The sequence below is a fragment of the Janthinobacterium sp. SUN206 genome, assembly GCF_030587305.1.
GTDB classification, from domain to species: domain Bacteria; phylum Pseudomonadota; class Gammaproteobacteria; order Burkholderiales; family Burkholderiaceae_D; genus Janthinobacterium; species Janthinobacterium kumbetense.
This window is the reverse complement of sequence record NZ_JAPWIB010000007.1, coordinates 119490-136221: the sequence shown is the minus strand read 5'-3', so window position 1 is coordinate 136221 and position 16732 is coordinate 119490. Positions and strand designations below refer to the sequence as shown.

Genomic DNA, 16732 nt, shown 5'->3' with positions numbered 1-16732 from the left:
TATAACAATATTGCGCTAAGTAGTCTTCCACCTCCCACCGACGTGGTTCCGCCTACCGTACACGAGCACCGCTGGCCATCTACCCGATGGCCAGAGCGGTGCTCGTGTACTGCTTGTCGTTATTAAAACTACTACGGAGTAATTGTTACAATGGCATTTAAAGAAAAAATTGGCGTGCGCAGCGTACGCCTGGCCCTGACCGTTCTGGCAGGTAGCGTCTTGTTCTCTGGCCAATCCATGGCGGACGAAGCAATTCAAAAAGTTGAAATTACCGGTTCGAGTATCAAGCGTATCGCTGTCGAAGGCGCCTTGCCTGTGCAGCGCCTGACGCAAGAAGCGATCGCCAAATCGGGCGCCACTTCGGTAGCCGACCTGATCCAGGCCCTGCCAGCCATGCAAGGCTTCACCATCGGCGCAGTCGCAGCAGGTTCCGACTCGGGTGGCAATACCAGTGCTTCGCTGCACGGTATCGGCGAGTCCTACACCCTGGTACTGCTGAATGGCCGCCGCATCGCGCCACAAGGCTCCGGCACCACGGTCAACCTGAACGCCATTCCGATGAGCGCCGTTGAGCGCGTCGAAATCCTGACCGACGGCGCTTCGGCCCTGTACGGCTCGGACGCCATCGCCGGCGTACTGAACTTCATCCTGAAGAAAAACCAGCAAGGCGCCACCCTGGAGGCCACCTACGGCGGTCCGGAAGACAAGGGCGGCAACGCCTGGAACACCAGCGTCACCTATGGTTTCGGCGACCTGGACGAAGACCGTTTCAACGTGCTGGTATCGTACCGCCACGATGAGCAGTCGAAACTGATCGCGACCGACCGCGATTTCGCCAATACCTCTTTCCTGAAATTCAAACGCGGCGGCAACAACTACATCTGGGACCGCACCAGCACCTCGGCATCGCCAGCAGGCGCCACCGTAGCCTACAAAACGAAGAACAGCGCATCGACTTCCTTCACGCCTTACTTGCGTCAAAACGGAAGTTGCCCTGACGATTCCTTCGTCACGACCGGCAATTCACGCGCTTGCGGCTTCGACACGGGTTCCACCGTGGAAATCGTGCCACAATCGAAACGCGACAGCCTGTTTTCCAAAGCAACGTACAAGCTCAATGACAGCCTGAACGCGTTCGCCGAACTGGCCTATTCGCGCTACGACCTGACGGCGCGTATCGCCGCCAACCCGATCCCCATCTCGATCGCGCAAACGGTAAAGAACCCTAAAACCAACCTTGACGAGCTGGTGTTCAACAATCCAGCTGCCTACGCGAAATACGTGCAACCTTACCTGACGCCAGCGCAACAGGGCGATCTCAAATCGGTCACGGCCAACTACCGCAGCACCGACTTCGGTTTGCGCGCAAGCCAGACCATTACCCAAACCAAACACATGGTGGTTGGCGTGGAGGGCGAACTGGGCGCGTGGAACTTCGAAAGCGGCCTGACCTGGTCGCAAAACTCGATCGACGAGCGTTACACGGGCGGCTACGCGACAAATCAGGGCTTCAATGCGATCCTGGCCAATCCGGATTTCGATGCGTTCGCGTTGGGCCAAAAGCCATCCGTGCAAGCGCAAGTCGCCGGCGCGCAGTTCGTCGGCTCCGTGCGTACCGCATCGACCACGATGCGCGGCGTCGACACGCACGGTTCGCGTGAACTGTTCTCCTTGCCAGGCGGCAAGGCCAGCCTGGGTATCGGCGGCGACTACCGCACCTACCGCTATGAGCAGTCGCCAGGCGCCACCGGTGACGATATCTACAGCTTCAACACGAAAGCTGCCTACGACATGAGCCGCGACACCTACGGCGCGTTCGTCGAGTTGCTGGCTCCTCTGACCAAGTCGTTCGAAATGACCGTCGGTGGCCGTTACGATGCTGTCAAGGCGATCGATGACAAGCTGAACAGCAAAACTGTCGGTAAAAAAGACAGCGCCAATACCTACAAGGTATCGGCACGCTGGCAGCCGGTACAAACCGTGCTGATCCGCGGCTCCTACGGCACGGGCTTCAAGGCGCCAAGCATGCTGGACATCGCTCAGCCACTGGTCAATGCCGGCTTTACCGCCAAGAAATTTACCTGCCCATACCCAGGTACCGAGTTCTGCCGCGGCGAACCAATTCAATACAACGCCGTATCGGAAGGCAATCCAGAACTGCAGTCGGAAAAATCGAAACAGTTCACCCTGGGCTTCCGTGTTGAGCCTAGCTCGGCCTTCTCGTTCGGCGCCGACCTGTGGGATGTGAAACTGCGCAATGCCGTCTCGGAAATCACCGAAGATCAGGCATTTGGCGATCCGGTCAAGTATGCGACAAGCTTCGATTACTACAAGGAGCCATCGACCGGCAACACCTACTACGCGTTCAAGAAACTGTCGGTCAACGTCGGCAAGAAGGAATACCGTGGTATCGACTGGGATCTGTCGGCCAACCACAAGTTTTCCTTCGGTAAGCTGACCGCCCAATTGAGCGGTACGCACATGTTGCACGCGAACTACACCAAAGCAGGCAGCAACAACGTGTTCACCAGCAACATGAACTTCTTCGGCGACACCAACGAAGTCACGTTCCGCAACCTGATGAAGCTGACGACGACCCTGGATACAGGCCGCCTGAGCAACACGGTAACGGTCAACTACCGTAACGGCTACACCGATGCGGCAGCAAGCGTGTACAACGAGGACACCAAAACCAAAATAGACGACTTCCGCCTGCAAGTACCGTCGTACACGACGTTCGACTGGCAAGCACGTTTCGCCTTTGACAAGCAAACCACGATCCGCGCAGGCATCAAAAACCTGTTCGACCGTGCACCGCCGCTGTCGCTGCGCGCTTCGTCGGGCCACCAGGTTGGTTTCGACCCACGCTACGCCGATCCAATGATGCGTTCGTTCTACATCACCGGCAACTACAAGTTCTAATTTGACGTTGTGAATTAGCTTGTCCGAAAGCGCCTTGCACTTCACCGTGCAAGGCGCTTTTTTTATCTTTTCGCAATCCACAGGCGAAAAAAAAGGAGCCGCAGCTCCTTTTTCGTACCGGCATGACTGCGCTTATGCAGTCGCTTCGCCGCCCAGGGCTTCGACCACGTCGGCCATCAGCTTGCTCAACTCGCCCGTCATCAGCATCACGTCGCCGTCGAAACGCTCTTCATCGTTCTTCGTGCTCGATTCCGTTTCCTTGATCACGTCCAGCGGCTTGACGCTCTTGATGGCCAGCGATTCCGTCAGCACGAACGAAATCTTGTCGTTCCACGTCATGGCCAGGCGCGTGCACTGCTTGCCGGCCGCGATGTGGCGGCGCACGTCGTCCGCTTCCAGGGTGTGGCGCACGTAGCGCACGGTGGCCTTGCTCTCGCCCGTGGCGCGCAATTCCGTATCCATGTCGACCGTGAAGCCGGCCGGCGCATCGTCCGCCTGCAGCCATTCCGTCATCACCGCCACGGGCGAGCGCTGCACGCGCAGGCTTTCCAGCGGCAATTTATCCACGGCCTTGAGCAGCAGCTTGATGACTTCATCGGCCTTTGCCGGGCTGGCGGCATCGACCACCAGCCAGCCATTGACGGGGTCGATCCACGTCCAGACATTGCTGCGGATGCTGAAGGCGCGCGGCAACAGCTCGTCGGCCACGCGTTCCTTCAATTCCTTCATGGCTTTCTTGCCTGGTGCAAAGCCTTGCGCTTCTTCCATCTCGGCAGCGCGGGCCTTGGCCACCTGGTTGATGACGGTGGCTGGCAACAGTTTCTTTTCCGTGCCCAGCAAGATCAGCATCTGTTTGTTGACCACGTGGACCAGGCCGCCGTTCGGGCGTGGCGTATCCCAGCCCTGGCGCATCAGATCCATGCTGGTCGCCGGCGTAAATTTGTTCGAGGACAAGGCCTCTTCCAGTTGTTCTGGCGTATAGGCCCATGGTGCGGGCAGGCGGTAAATCTGAAGATTCTTGAACCACATAGTTTTTGTCTTCCGTTTGTTTCAGTAGTGCCAGGGGAACGCCATTCTACACTTTCGACACGGGAATGCCGTCAAAAGCGCGGACTGGCGCGGTGTTGTTGATGCGTGGGGAATGCCGCTACAGGGCGGGAAACAGTTCCGCCTGGGCCGGCGCCTGCCGCATCACGATGGCCGGATCGGACAAGGTCGAGATGCGCACGCCCAGCAGGCGGATTTTCTTTTCAAATGGCACGCGCCGCAAGCAATCGCGGCTGGCCCGCAGGATGGCGGCGGCGTCCGCCGTGGCGCTGGGCAAGGTGATGTCGCGCGTGACGGTGCTGAAATCCTCGAAACGCAGCTTGATGCCCACCGTACGCCCCGCCAGCGACTGTTTATCCAGGTCGCCCGCCACCCGCGTGCACAGGCTTTCCAGCTTTTCCGACAGCGTGGCGCGGTCGCGCACCACCTGCAAGTCGCGCTCGAACGTCGTTTCGCGGCTGACGGACTTGGTTTCCCGGCTCGTCTGCACGGGCCGCTCGTCGATGCCCAGCGCCGCCTGGCGCAGCCAGCCCGTGTACAGGTCGCCAAACTGCGTGCGCAGCATGGCCAGGTCGGCTTGCGCCAGCTCGCCGATGGTGATGATGCCCAGGGCTTCCAGCTTGGCCGTCGCCTTCGGGCCGATGCCGTTGATCTTTTTCGCCGGCAAGGGCCACACGCGCGTGGCGATATCCTCGGGCGACAAAATGGTGAGTCCGTCGGGTTTTTCCAGGTCGGAACAGATTTTCGCCAGCAATTTGTTGGGCGCCAGGCCAATCGAGCACGACAGGCCCGTCGCCTCGAACACGGCCGCCTTCAGGCGCGCTGCCATGGCCGGCGCCTGCTCGCCGTGTTCCGTCAGGTCGACATAGATTTCATCGATGCCCACGTTCTGGATGATGGGGCACAACTGGGCCACGGCTTGCTTGAAGCGGGCCGAATACTCGCGGTAGGCCTCGAAATCGGCCGGCAGCAGGATGCTGTCGGGCGCCAGCCTGGCCGCCTTCATGATGCCCATGGCGGAAAACACGCCAAACGCGCGCGCCGCGTAGGTCGACGTGGTGACGACGCCGCGCCCCACGTAATCGCGCATGCGCGCAAACTGCCGCGTGCCGTCAATCTGCAGCACGGGCTGCTGCAGGCGCCCGCCGCCGATGACGACGGCTTCGCCGCGCAATTCCGGATATTTCAACAGTTCCACGGAGGCGAAGAAGGCGTCCATGTCCAGGTGGGCGATCCAGCGGCGCGCGGCGGGTGCTTCGGCAAGTGTGGGGGCAGATGAAATCAAAAAACACCTCGCGGCGGATCGGCTTGCCTTCATTGCGGCAAGATACTGTGTATGCATACAGTATTACCGGAAATGACCGCGGATGCAAGTTGAAACGCACGGGACCCGATGGCGACGATCAGCGGTTGCTTTTCTCAATAGCAAGATTACAATCCTGACACAACTATTCAAAGGAGTTGCCTTGTCCACAGCACATCATGCTTCGCGCCGCCGGTCCGTCTGGTCATCCATCCTGCCGGCCCTGCTACTGTCCACGCTGGCGCCATCCGCGCTGGCCGCCGACACCACCACCACCACCACGGCCGTCGCTCCCGTCGCCGCCAAGACAGCCTGGCAGGAAACGCGCCACGGCACGGTCGTGACGGACGACTACCGCTGGCTGCAAAAGAAAGCCGATCCTGCCGTGATCGACTACCTGAATGCGGAAAACGCCTACACGGCAGCCGTCACGGCGCCGATCCAGCCGCTGGCCGACAAGGTAACGGCGGAAGTCAAGGGACGCATGCAGGAAGTGGACTTGTCCGTGCCTGCGCGCCAGGGCAATTTCTACTATTACACACGCATGGAAGCGGGCAAGCAATACCCGATTCACTGCCGCCGCCCCGTCGGCGCCAGCGGCGCCTATGATGCGCAGGCGGCAGAGGAAGTCTTGCTGGATCAGAATCAATTGGCCGAAGGCCACAAATTCTTTGCCGTGCGCGCCTTCAGCGTCAGCCCGAATGAACAGTTGCTGGCCTACACCACCGACACGACGGGTTTCCGCCAGTACGAGCTGCACGTCAAGGATTTGAAAACGGGCAAGTTGCTGGGCGACAGCATGCCGCGCGTGACATCGCTGGCCTGGGCGGCGGATAACGCCACCCTGATGCTGGCGCAGGAAGATGCCACCACCAAGCGCTCGGACCGCTTGTTCCGCCTGGCCCTGGGCGGTGCGCCGCAACAGGTCTACCACGAGCCTGTGGAGCAGTTCGCCATCAACGTGGGCCGCACGCGCGACAAGCAATTCTTCGTGCTCACCTCGGGCAGCACGGACACGAGCGAAGTGCTGCTGCTGCCAACGAGCAAGCCGCAAGGCACGTTCCAATCCGTGCTGAAACGTGAAAAAGGCCACCGCTACGGCATCGAGCACCGCGACGGCCAGCTGTATATTCTGACCAACAAGGGGGCGAAGAATTTCCGTGTCGTCAGCGCGCCATTTTCCGCGCCGCAGCCGAAGCACTGGAAGCCGGTCGTGCCGCACAACAAGGATGCCGTGATCCAGTCCATCGACGTTTTCCAGGGCTACCTGGTGGTGATGGAAAAAGCACGCGCCCTGAACCGCGCCCGCATCTTTGATTTTGCGCAAAAGAACTGGAAGGCGGTGCAGTTCGACGACCCCGTCTACCTGGCCACGGCGGCCGGCACGCCGGAATTTTCCGCCACGCAATTTCGCATGTCCTACCAGTCGCCCGTCACGCCACCCACCGTCATCGACGTCAGCATGCAGGACGGCAAGCGCACGGTGCTGAAACAGCAGGAAATCGTCGGCGGCTTCGACAGCAGCCGCTACACCACGCAGCGCTTGTGGGTGAAGGCGCGCGATGGCGTGCAAGTGCCGCTGTGGGTCGTCTACAAGAAAGGCGTCAAGCTCGACGGTTCCGCGCCGCTGCTGCTGTACTCGTACGGCTCCTACGGCATTTCCACGGAAGCCACTTTTTCCATCAGCCGCATCAGCCTGCTGGAACGGGGCGTCATCTATGCGCAAGCGCATATCCGCGGCGGCACCGACATGGGCGAAGCCTGGCATGAAGACGGCATGCTGATGAAGAAGAAAAACACCTTCAATGACTTCATCGACAGCGCCGACTACCTGGTGCGCGAAAAATGGACCAGCCCGAACCGCCTCATCATCCAGGGTGGCAGCGCGGGCGGCTTGCTGATGGGCGCCGTCGTCAACATGCGCCCCGACCTGTTCCACGCCGTGCACGCGGCCGTGCCGTTTGTCGACGTGATGAACACCATGATGGACGCCAGCCTGCCCCTGACGACGGGCGAGTACCTGGAATGGGGCGACCCGAACCAGAAGGCCGCGTACGACTACATGCTCAGCTACTCGCCGTACGACAACATTGCGCGCAAGAACTATCCCGCCATGCTGGTGACGACGGGCCTGAACGACAGCCAGGTCATGTACTGGGAACCGGCAAAATATGTGGCCAAGCTGCGCGCGTATAAAACGGACAGCAATCCCCTGCTGCTGAAAACGAATATGGGTGCCGGCCACGGCGGCGCGTCGGGCCGCTATAACGCCATCGCCGAGAATGCGTTCAATATGGCGTGGATGCTGTCGCAATGGGGCATCACGGAATAGGAGCCCTGAGAAAAAGCCCATGGCAGCGTTACATTGCCCTGCACTTTTTTCAGATGCTCCCAACCGCATTCGGGCAATAATGTGAAAAAAGCGCTTGCACAAGGATTTTACCCGTCCTATAATAGCGCCTCTTCCAGACGTGGTGACAAACGTCGGGATGGTTTTCTGAGACAAGCAACGGGTGCTTAGCTCAGTTGGTAGAGCGGCGCCCTTACAAGGCGTAGGTCGGGAGTTCGAGCCTCTCAGCACCCACCAAATCAGAAAACTGTCCAGTGCTTCATGGATCAGCAATACAGATCATACGAGCTTGGAGTGGTAGTTCAGTTGGTTAGAATACCGGCCTGTCACGTCGGGGGTCGCGGGTTCGAGTCCCGTCCGCTCCGCCAATAAAAGAAAAGCCCTTTGGTTCCTGGAACCGAAGGGCTTTTCCCATTTCAGAAGCCAAAAACACGTCCATCCCCCCTCGCCTGAACTTTTTTGCGCTTTTCAGCAAAAAAACTGCCATTCCCCCTCAAGAATAGTTGCACAAGCATGAAAGCGCCCCCTATAATAGTGCCTCTTCCAGACGTGGTGACAAACGTCGGGATAGTTTTCTGGGTATGCGGGTGCTTAGCTCAGTTGGTAGAGCGGCGCCCTTACAAGGCGTAGGTCGGGAGTTCGAGCCTCTCAGCACCCACCACCAAACAGAAAATTATCCAGTGCTTCATGGATCAGCAACACAGATCATACGAGCTTGGAGTGGTAGTTCAGTTGGTTAGAATACCGGCCTGTCACGTCGGGGGTCGCGGGTTCGAGTCCCGTCCGCTCCGCCAATAAAAGAAAAGCCCTTTGGTTCCTGGAACCGAAGGGCTTTTCCCATTGTGGGAGCGCAAATGCACTAGAATCAGTGCTCTTGCCGACTCCGCCGCTCCTGCCTGATGCGCCTGCCCCGCAGCTTTTCCCCCTACCTCGCCCTGCGCTTGCGCCTGGCCCATCATGCTTTGCTGCAATTTGCCGCCAGCCTGGCCAGTTCCATGGAAATTCTCGTGTTCCTGGCCGGTCCCGTCCTGCTGGGCCTGCTCAGCGTCATCGCCCTGCCGGGATTTCTCGCCATGAACCTGCCCTGGCCAGCGGCCCTGAGCTTGCTGGCGGCGCAAATGCTGCTGACATGCCTGCCCGCCTGGCTGCTGCGCAAGCGATTGTTGCCGGCCAGTACCGCCGCGTGGCTGCGCCAGCTGCCCTTGCCGCGCCACCTGCGCTGGCAAGCCGACATCGCCGTCGCCGGCCTGCTGATGCTGCCGCTGGGCCTCGCCTATGCCGTCTCGGCCACCATATGGCTGCTGCAGTCGCCTCCCTGGCTGCGCCCCGTTGCCGCGCCCGGCATGGCCGCCACCCTCGCCGTCTGGCTGCTGGCGTGGCTGCTGACGGCGCGCATCGTGGCGCAACGCCTGCGCGCGCCGCGGCCCGCACACAGGGCGCGCGCCCCCACGATGACGGCGTATGTGCCGCAACGGCCCCGCTGGCGCACGATATTCCTGTGGCGCCAGCTGTTCTGGCTGCCGTTCTGGCGCAATGAAAATGTGATCGGCCTGCAGCAAAGCGTGCTGCTGGCCACGGCTGGCGCCAGCATGCTGGCCTGGCTGCTGCGCGCGCCGCTCGTACCCGCGCCGCTGCTCGGTTTGCTGGCCAGCGCCAGCCTGGTCATCGTGACGGACCGGGGCGACAAGGCCGTGCGCGAGCAGATCGCCGTGCTGCGCCCCGCATTGGACGCCTGGCCCCTGGCCAGCACGGCCTTGACGCGCCTGGCCTGCGCCGCCAGCCTGCTCCCCGCCTTTGCCGTGCTGCTGGGCGCTGGCATCTTGCTGTATTGCATCGATCCCGCCGCCCTGCAGCGGCGCGTGACCGGCGTCTACGCCCTCACCGCCAGCGCGGCCCTGCTGGCCATCGTCGGCCTGCCCCGCCTGACGCCGCGCGGGCGCGTCGCCCTCGTCGTTTTCTCCATCCTTGCCTTGAGCGCCATCGGAAGCGAACTATGGAATTGAACCTGCCTACTCCCGTGCTGCACCTCGAGCACCTCGATTTTCACTTCCCCACACACAACGTCTTCCAGGGCTACAACCAGCAATTCGGCCCCGGCGTCACCTGGCTGCGCGGCGCGAACGGCGCCGGCAAGACAACCCTGCTGAAGCTGGCGGGCGGCGCCCTGCTGCCCGCGCGCGGCGCCATCCGCCTCGATGACGTCGACAGCGTCGCCATGCCGCTGGCCTACCGTGCCCAGACTTTCTATTGCGGCGGCGACACGCCCGCCCTGCCCTGGCTGCAAGTGCACGAGTTTCTCGACCTGCACCTGGCCCTGTACCCAGGCAGCGACCAGTCGCTGCTGAACGCGGAATTGCACGCCTTTGCCATGACATCAACCTTGCAGCAAAGCATCACCGCCCTCTCGCTGGGCCAGCATAAAAAGCTGCAACTGGCCCTGGCCCTGGCCTTGCCCGTGCGCCTGCTGCTGATCGACGAACCGTTCAACGGCCTCGACGCGGCCGCCATGGCGCACCTGCGCGCGCGCCTGGCCGAGCCGTCCCGCCTGGCGCGCCAGTGCATCGTGCTGACCAGCCATTTGGCGCCGGACGTGCCGCTGGCGGCGACGCTGGAAATATAGACAGGAAATACAGCTTTGCAGATCGACCAAGGACAGCTTACGATGCCGTGTTGCAAAAACCGGCGATCCCGGTGCAGCCATTACCCATAACACGGCGCGCTTATTCACCGCGCCTGGCTTATTCTTGGAGATTACTATGTTGAACACCCACCGCCGCGCCCTGGCGATTTTGTGCGCCGCCTTCGCCACCTCGGCCATCGCGGCCGGCCCCACGGGCACGGCTACCGACTATGGCAGCAGCGCCCCGCACGCCGCCGCCCAGCGCACCATCGAGCTGCAAGCCGACGCCCGCCACATCAACGTCACGCACGGCGAAACCGTCACCATCGCGCGCGCCGGCCAGCGTTTTACGTGGCACGTACACACCTTCAACAACAGGACCGTCTTCGCCCTGGCCGACATCGCGCCGAAGGACATGCCCGTCGACGGGATTCAAGTGTATGTGGCCGGCAATCCGCTGTACGCGGGCAGCTAAGTTTCTTCTATGCATAAAAAAAACCGGAACCACCTTGCGGCAGTTCCGGTTTTTTCTTGATACAGCTCAATAGTTACGCCGTCAGTGCTTCCTTGGCGGCAGACTCTTCGACCACTTCCTCGTCATCCGAGCGGATCAGGTGGTCAAAGGCGGACAGGGCTGCCTTGGCGCCTTCGCCGGTGGCGATGATGATCTGCTTGTACGGCACCGTGGTGACGTCGCCGGCCGCAAACACGCCGGGGATCGAGGTCTGGCCGCGGGCATCGACTTCGATTTCGCCGTGGCGCGACAACGCTACCGTGCCTTTCAGCCATTCCGTGTTCGGCACCAGGCCGATTTGCACGAAGACGCCTTCCAGCCCGACCTTCTTCGATTCGCCGCTGACCCGGTCCGTGTAGCTCAGGCCATTGACGATCTTGCCGTCGCCGTGGATCTCGGTGGTTTGCGCCGAGGTGATCACGGTCACGTTGGGCAGGCTGTGCAGCTTGCGTTGCAGCACCGCATCGGCGCGCAATTCCGCGCCGAACTCGATCAGGGTCACGTGTTTCACGAGGCCGGCCAGGTCAATCGCCGCTTCCACACCCGAGTTGCCGCCGCCGATCACGGCCACGCGCTTGCCCTTGAACAGCGGGCCATCGCAGTGCGGGCAGTAGGCGACACCGTGGTTGCGGTATTCCTTCTCGCCCGGCACGTTGATTTCGCGCCAGCGGGCGCCGGTAGCCAGGATGACGGTCTTGGCTTTCAGGATCGCGCCATTCGCCGTTTCGATCTGCACCAATTTGCCCGGCGTCAATTTCGCGGCGCGCTGGGTGTTCATGATGTCGACTTCGTATTCCTTGACGTGCTGTTCCAGCGCCATGGCGAACTTCGGACCATCCGTTTCCTTGACGGAAATAAAATTCTCGATGGCAAGGGTGTCGAGCACCTGGCCGCCGAAACGCTCGGCCAGCACGCCCGTCTTGATGCCTTTGCGGGCCGCGTAGATGGCCGCTGCCGCGCCGGCAGGGCCGCCGCCGACGATCAGCACGTCGAACACGTCTTTCTTGTTCAGGGCTTCCGCCTGGCGGGCGCCGGCGTTGGTGTCGAGCTTGGCGAGGATTTCCTCGACATTCGTGCGGCCCTGGCCGAAGTGTTCACCGTTGAGGAACATCATCGGCACGGCCATGATCTGGCGCGCTTCCACTTCTTGCGGGAACACGCCGCCATCGATGGTGGTGACCTTGATGCGCGGGTTGATCACGGCCATGGCATTCAATGCCTGCACCACTTCCGGGCAGTTATGACAGGAGAGCGAAATAAACGTTTCAAACTCGTAATCGCCGTCGAGGTTGCGGATCTGCTCGATCACGGCATCGTCGAACTTGATGGTGTGGCCGCCCACTTGCAGCAGCGCCAGCACCAGCGAGGTAAATTCATGGCCCAGCGGCACGCCGGCGAAACGCACGCCGATATCGGTGCCTGGGCGGTTGATGCTGAACGACGGGGTCCGTACGCCAGCGTCAGTGCGCTCGACCAGCGTGATCTTGTCGCTCAACAGGACTATTTCCTGGAGCAATTCTTTCATCTCGCGGGCTTTTGCGCTGTCATCGAGAGAAGCGACCAACTCAAGCGGATACACCACTTTTTCCAGGTAGGATTTCAGTTGGGTTTTGAGGGTGGCGTCTAACATGATGTTTTCCTTTTCTACAAATATTTAGGCGAATGCCGGGCCGGACACCCGGTCCGGCATCGCGGTAACTACTTGTTTGCTGCTAGATGTTGCAAGGTTTCAAGACTTAGATCTTGCCAACCAGGTCCAGCGATGGGGTCAGGGTCGCTGCGCCTTCCGTCCATTTGGCTGGGCACACTTCGCCTGGGTGGTTCGCCACGTACTGAGCGGCTTTGACTTTGCGCAACAGTTCCGCTGCGTCACGGCCGATGCCGTTGTCATGCACTTCCAGCACTTTGATGAAGCCGTCCGGATTGATGACGAAGGTACCGCGCAGTGCCAGGCCTTCTTCTTCGATCATGACTTCGAAGTTGCGCGACAGGGCGCCGGTTGGGTCGCCGATCAGTGCGTATTGCACTTTCTTGATCGCGTCCGAGGTGTCGTGCCAGGCTTTGTGCGCGAAGTGGGTATCGGTCGAGATACCGTAGACATCGACGCCCAGTTTCTGGAATTCAGCATGGTGATCGGCCAGATCTTCCAGTTCGGTTGGGCAAACGAAGGTGAAGTCGGCTGGGTAGAAGACGAATACCGACCACTTGCCTTTCAGCGACGCTTCCGTCAGGTCGACGAATTTGCCATTGTGGTAAGCGGTTGCCTTGAATGGTTTAACTTGGGTATTGATCAGCGACATAGTCATTTCCTCTCGTGTGGTGAATCAGTAAGACTCTAGTGTAAGGGGTTTTAACCCATATGCAAAATTGATTGTCACAATAGTTTCAATTAGTTTTAGCTATCATGACGCCATGGGAACTCCATGATAGGCAGTTCCCACGGGATTGGATAGCGGTGACAGTGGATACCCCTGCCGCCGCCAGGTGTTCAGTTCTTAGTTTTTCAGCTCTTCCGGTACCTTGCCGCCGTTTTCCGCCAGCTTGATCATCACCTGGCGGTGCAGCCAGATATTCATGCTGGCCGAATCGTTGGTGTCGCCCGTGAAATGCAGCTCTTGTGCCAGTTCCTTGCGCGACGCCAGGCTGCTGTCCAGTTGAAGCAGTTTCATCAGGTCAACGATGGACGTGCGCCAATTGAGTTTTTCCGCGTTCTTGCTGGCCAGGTCGACCAGCACCACTTCCACGTCCACCACCGGCACGGCAGCCGCTGGTGCAGCGGCCGGTGCGGCGGCAGCTGGCGCGTCGGTAGCGGCGGCTGGCGTGGCTGCCGGGGCAGCGTCGGACGAATGGTGGAAGATCTTGTTGTAGATATTGCTGAAAATGCCCATGAGGTCACCTCGAGTTGAGTGAATGGAAGAAATACTGCCTGCGCTCCCGGTGTAGGTACCGGTGACAGCAAAGCCGGGCGCAGGCGCCAGCCCGTCGAGTATAAGCCCGTTCAAGCCGGGAGCCCTGTCCCGCAGGCGTGCATGCCATCTGGTGGCAGGCGACGCCTGTTTCAAGGGTGCAAGGGCCGCTGCGCGCGCAGCAGCGCGTCGAACGCTTCGATGGCCAGCGGCGGCGCAAACAGCTCGCCTTGCGCAAAATCGCAGCCGATCTCCAGCAGCCGCGCGCGCTGCTCGTCGGTCTCCACCCCTTCGGCAATCACCCGCAAGCCCAGCTTGTGGGCCATGGTGACGATGGCTTCGCACAGCACCAGCTCGCTGGCGCCGGGCGCCAGCTTGCGCACCAGCACGCCGTCGAGCTTCAGGTAATCGATGCCGCATTGCTGCAATTGCGTCAGCGAAGCATGGCCGCTGCCGAAGTCGTCCAGGGCGATCTGCAAGCCCGCTTCGCGCAAATGCTGCAAGCGGGGCGCCATGCTGGTGCCGCCAGGTAAAAGTACATCTTCACGCATGTCGAGCACGATGGCCGAGGCCGGCACACCGAGCGCCGCCAGCTGGCGCAGCCAGGTGCCGGGCGCCTCGACTTCGCGCTGCAATTCCAGCGACGACTGGTTCAGGCACAGTTGCAGCCCCGGCAAGCCGATGGCATGGCCTTGCGCACGCCAATGCAGCAATTGCGCCGCCGCCGTGCACAGCACCCAGTCGCCGATCTCCACGATCAGGCCGCTGCTTTCGGCCAGCGCGAGGAAATCCGGCGGACACACGAGGCCACGTTGCGGATGGTGCCAGCGCAGCAAGGCTTCCGCCTTCTCGATGCGTCCGCCATGCAGCGCGACGATGGGCTGGTAATACAGCTGCATCTGCTGTTCGCGCAGGGCCGTGCGCAAGTCCGCCCCCAGGCGCATACGGTTGACGGCCGCCACCTGCATGGCGGGCGTAAAGTAGCTGTAGCGGTTGCGCCCCGCCCCTTTCGACACGTACATGGCCTGGTCCGCGTGCTTGAGCAATTCCTCGATGGTGCCCGCGTCGTCCGGATACAGGGTGATGCCGATCGAGGCCGAGACGAACGCCTGCTCCTGCCCCAGCAGGAATGGCGCCAGCAAGCCGTCGAGTATCTGCCGCGCGATGCGATCGACTTGCTGCAGATCATCGAGGTCGGACAGGATCACCGTGAATTCATCGCCGCCCAGGCGCGCCACCGTGTCCGTCTCGCGCACGCCCACGCGGATGCGCCGCGCCGCCTCGATCAGCAGGATATCGCCCTGGTGGTGGCCGAGGGTGTCGTTGACTTCCTTGAAATGGTCGAGGTCGATGAACAGGATGGCCACGCGGCTCGTATCGCGCCGCCCCTGGGCCAGCGCCTGGCGCAGGCGTTCGTGGAACATGCGCCGGTTCGGCAATTGCGTCAGGGTATCGAAGTTGGCTTGCTGCCAGATCAGCGCTTCCGTTTGCCGCTTGTCCGTCACGTCTTCCAGCATGCACAGGTGGTGCGGGCCGCCATGGCGCGCCGTGGCGATGGCCGTCACCGAAGCGTCGACCCACACCACGCCGCCATCGGGCCGGACGATCCGCTTGGCGTGGCGAAAGCCCTGCAAGCTACGCGCCAGCAACTGCGCCACCTGCTCCTGCTCGCCGGGCACATCGTCGGGATGGCTGATCTCCATCCAGCTCGTTTGCTTCATGTGTTCCAGGCTGCGCCCGCTGATGGCCAGGTAGCGCGGATTGATGTCGAGAAACTGTCCGCTCACGGTATCGATCAGGGCGATGCCCATGGGCGCTTCCTCGAACATGGTGCGAAAGCGCAACTCCCCCTGGCGGATGGTTTCCTCCGTGCGGCGGCGCTCGCGGGCCAGGTTGTTGAAGTGAAAGGCCGCCGACACGGCCAGCAAGCTGCCCGCCAAACCCAGCGACAGGTATAGCCAGCCCAGGTCGGCGCCCGGCACGGGGCGATACAGGAAACCCTTGTAGGCGCGGCTGTCCGTGGCATTGCGCGGCAGCACGCCCATGCTGGCATACGTGTCGGCGATGTGCTGCCAGCGCTGGGGATTCATGTAGCCGAGCTCCACCAGCACGGGCTGCAGCAGCAACTCCATCTGCTGCGCCTCGTACAGCAGGTGCGCGCGGTCGTGGCGCTGGCTGTACTTGACGTGGATCAGTTGCGCCATTTCCTCGCGGTGCGCCATCGCGTATTGCCAGCCGCGCAGGCTGGCCGCGCGGAACGCTTTCACGCGCTCGGGATGGCGGCGCAGTTCATGCTCGCTGGTAAACAGGTTGTCGCCGTAGAAATCGATGCCGGCCGTGCGCGGCGTAAACTGATAATAGGGAAAGCCCGCCCGGTCCAGGTAGTCCGGTTCGTTGGTGGAATACGCGGCGACGGCGGCGACCTTGCCATCGATCAAATCTTCGATGCGGTAGCTAGGCGGCAAGTGGCGCATCTGCTGCGGCGCGACGCCCATTTTCGCCAGGAACAGCGACACTTCATCGGCGGCAAGGGCCACGTCGCCGGCCGCGCCGATCATCACGGGCGCCCCCACCAGCTTGCGCACGTCGGGCGCGCCGCCCTGCTGGCGCATCAGCAGCACGCTGGGCGAATGCTGGAACACGACGGCCAGCACCACCAGGGGCTTGCCGGCCAGTCGGCTGAGCAACAAGGTGCTGTTGCCCACGCCATAGTCGGCCTGGCCCGCCAGCACGGCCGCCTCGGCCAGCGGCCCGCCGCCGCCTTCGACCAGCCTGACTTCCAGCCCCGCCTCGCGGTAATAGCCTTGCTCGATGGCCGCGTAATAACCGGCAAACTGGAACTGGTGCGTGAAATTGAGCTGCAGGGTAACGGGTTCCAGCGCCCGGGCTGGTGTGGCCAGGCACAGCAGCAGGAAGACAAAGCCACGCCAGGCGCGCGCCAGCCTGCCGGCGAGCGGCAAGACAAGGCGGAAAGCGTCGCGGGCTTTCATCGGCATGGCGGAACACCACAGGAAGCTGCCGAGCTGGCAGGGGTAAGGCTATTGTAGCCGCCCCTTTTGCCAATGGATAA

11 protein-coding genes and 4 tRNA genes are annotated in these 16732 nt (G+C 61.6%); 9 read left to right on the top strand and 6 right to left on the bottom strand.

The features are described from left to right. Positions 1-150: 150 nt before the first annotated feature. Entirely contained in the window at positions 151-2922 is a 2772-nt protein-coding gene (locus O3300_RS27820) for a TonB-dependent receptor (RefSeq protein WP_305054696.1), read from the top strand. Between the two features lie 132 nt (positions 2923-3054). On the opposite strand, the gene O3300_RS27815 is transcribed toward O3300_RS27820, so the two are convergent. Together O3300_RS27815 and dinB are read right to left on the bottom strand one after the other, a co-directional pair. Next, entirely contained in the window at positions 3055-3951 is an 897-nt protein-coding gene (locus O3300_RS27815; RefSeq protein ID WP_034754435.1) for a recombination-associated protein RdgC, read from the bottom strand. A 118-nt stretch (positions 3952-4069) separates the two neighbouring features. After that, positions 4070-5254: a DNA polymerase IV gene (dinB, locus tag O3300_RS27810; protein ID WP_305054695.1), complete on the bottom strand. Its 1185-nt coding sequence runs from the start codon at positions 5252-5254 to the stop codon at positions 4070-4072. Positions 5255-5435: 181 nt separating this feature from the next. Here dinB and O3300_RS27805 point away from each other — a divergent pair, with 181 nt between their 5' ends. The 8 genes from O3300_RS27805 (at position 5436) to O3300_RS27770 (ending at position 10717) form a co-directional block, all read left to right on the top strand. Then, positions 5436-7604, top strand: coding sequence for a S9 family peptidase (locus tag O3300_RS27805; RefSeq protein ID WP_305054694.1), 2169 nt, complete (start codon positions 5436-5438; stop codon positions 7602-7604). Between the two features lie 179 nt (positions 7605-7783). Next, positions 7784-7859, top strand: a tRNA-Val gene (locus tag O3300_RS27800). Positions 7860-7913: 54 nt separating this feature from the next. Next, positions 7914-7990, top strand: a tRNA-Asp gene (locus O3300_RS27795). Between the two features lie 217 nt (positions 7991-8207). Next, a tRNA-Val gene (locus tag O3300_RS27790) sits at positions 8208-8283 on the top strand. Positions 8284-8339: 56 nt separating this feature from the next. Next, positions 8340-8416: transfer RNA gene (locus tag O3300_RS27785), tRNA-Asp, on the top strand. Between the two features lie 105 nt (positions 8417-8521). After that, complete coding sequence (locus O3300_RS27780) at positions 8522-9625, top strand: hypothetical protein (RefSeq protein WP_305054693.1); 1104 nt, start codon at positions 8522-8524, stop codon at positions 9623-9625. Beyond that, on the top strand, positions 9616-10242 hold the full coding sequence (locus O3300_RS27775; protein ID WP_305054692.1) for an ATP-binding cassette domain-containing protein: 627 nt from the start codon (positions 9616-9618) through the stop codon (positions 10240-10242). The genes O3300_RS27780 and O3300_RS27775 overlap by 10 nt, the downstream gene beginning before the upstream one ends. A gap of 136 nt (positions 10243-10378) precedes the next feature. Next, the gene (locus O3300_RS27770; protein ID WP_099666111.1) at positions 10379-10717 is read left to right on the top strand and encodes a CzcE family metal-binding protein; all 339 of its coding nucleotides are present in this window, start codon (positions 10379-10381) and stop codon (positions 10715-10717) included. A gap of 73 nt (positions 10718-10790) precedes the next feature. Here O3300_RS27770 and ahpF read toward each other — a convergent pair whose 3' ends face one another. The 4 genes from ahpF to O3300_RS27750 all read right to left on the bottom strand — a co-directional run bounded on the left by ahpF (position 10791) and on the right by O3300_RS27750 (position 16658). After that, on the bottom strand, positions 10791-12386 hold the full coding sequence (gene ahpF, locus O3300_RS27765; RefSeq protein ID WP_305054691.1) for an alkyl hydroperoxide reductase subunit F: 1596 nt from the start codon (positions 12384-12386) through the stop codon (positions 10791-10793). A 106-nt stretch (positions 12387-12492) separates the two neighbouring features. Beyond that, the gene (ahpC, locus tag O3300_RS27760; RefSeq protein WP_077398190.1) at positions 12493-13056 is read right to left on the bottom strand and encodes an alkyl hydroperoxide reductase subunit C; all 564 of its coding nucleotides are present in this window, start codon (positions 13054-13056) and stop codon (positions 12493-12495) included. A gap of 195 nt (positions 13057-13251) precedes the next feature. Next, positions 13252-13644: a DUF3597 domain-containing protein gene (locus O3300_RS27755; protein ID WP_099666109.1), complete on the bottom strand. Its 393-nt coding sequence runs from the start codon at positions 13642-13644 to the stop codon at positions 13252-13254. 170 nt (positions 13645-13814) lie between these two features. After that, on the bottom strand, positions 13815-16658 hold the full coding sequence (locus tag O3300_RS27750) for an EAL domain-containing protein (RefSeq protein ID WP_305054690.1): 2844 nt from the start codon (positions 16656-16658) through the stop codon (positions 13815-13817). Positions 16659-16732: the final 74 nt, after the last annotated feature.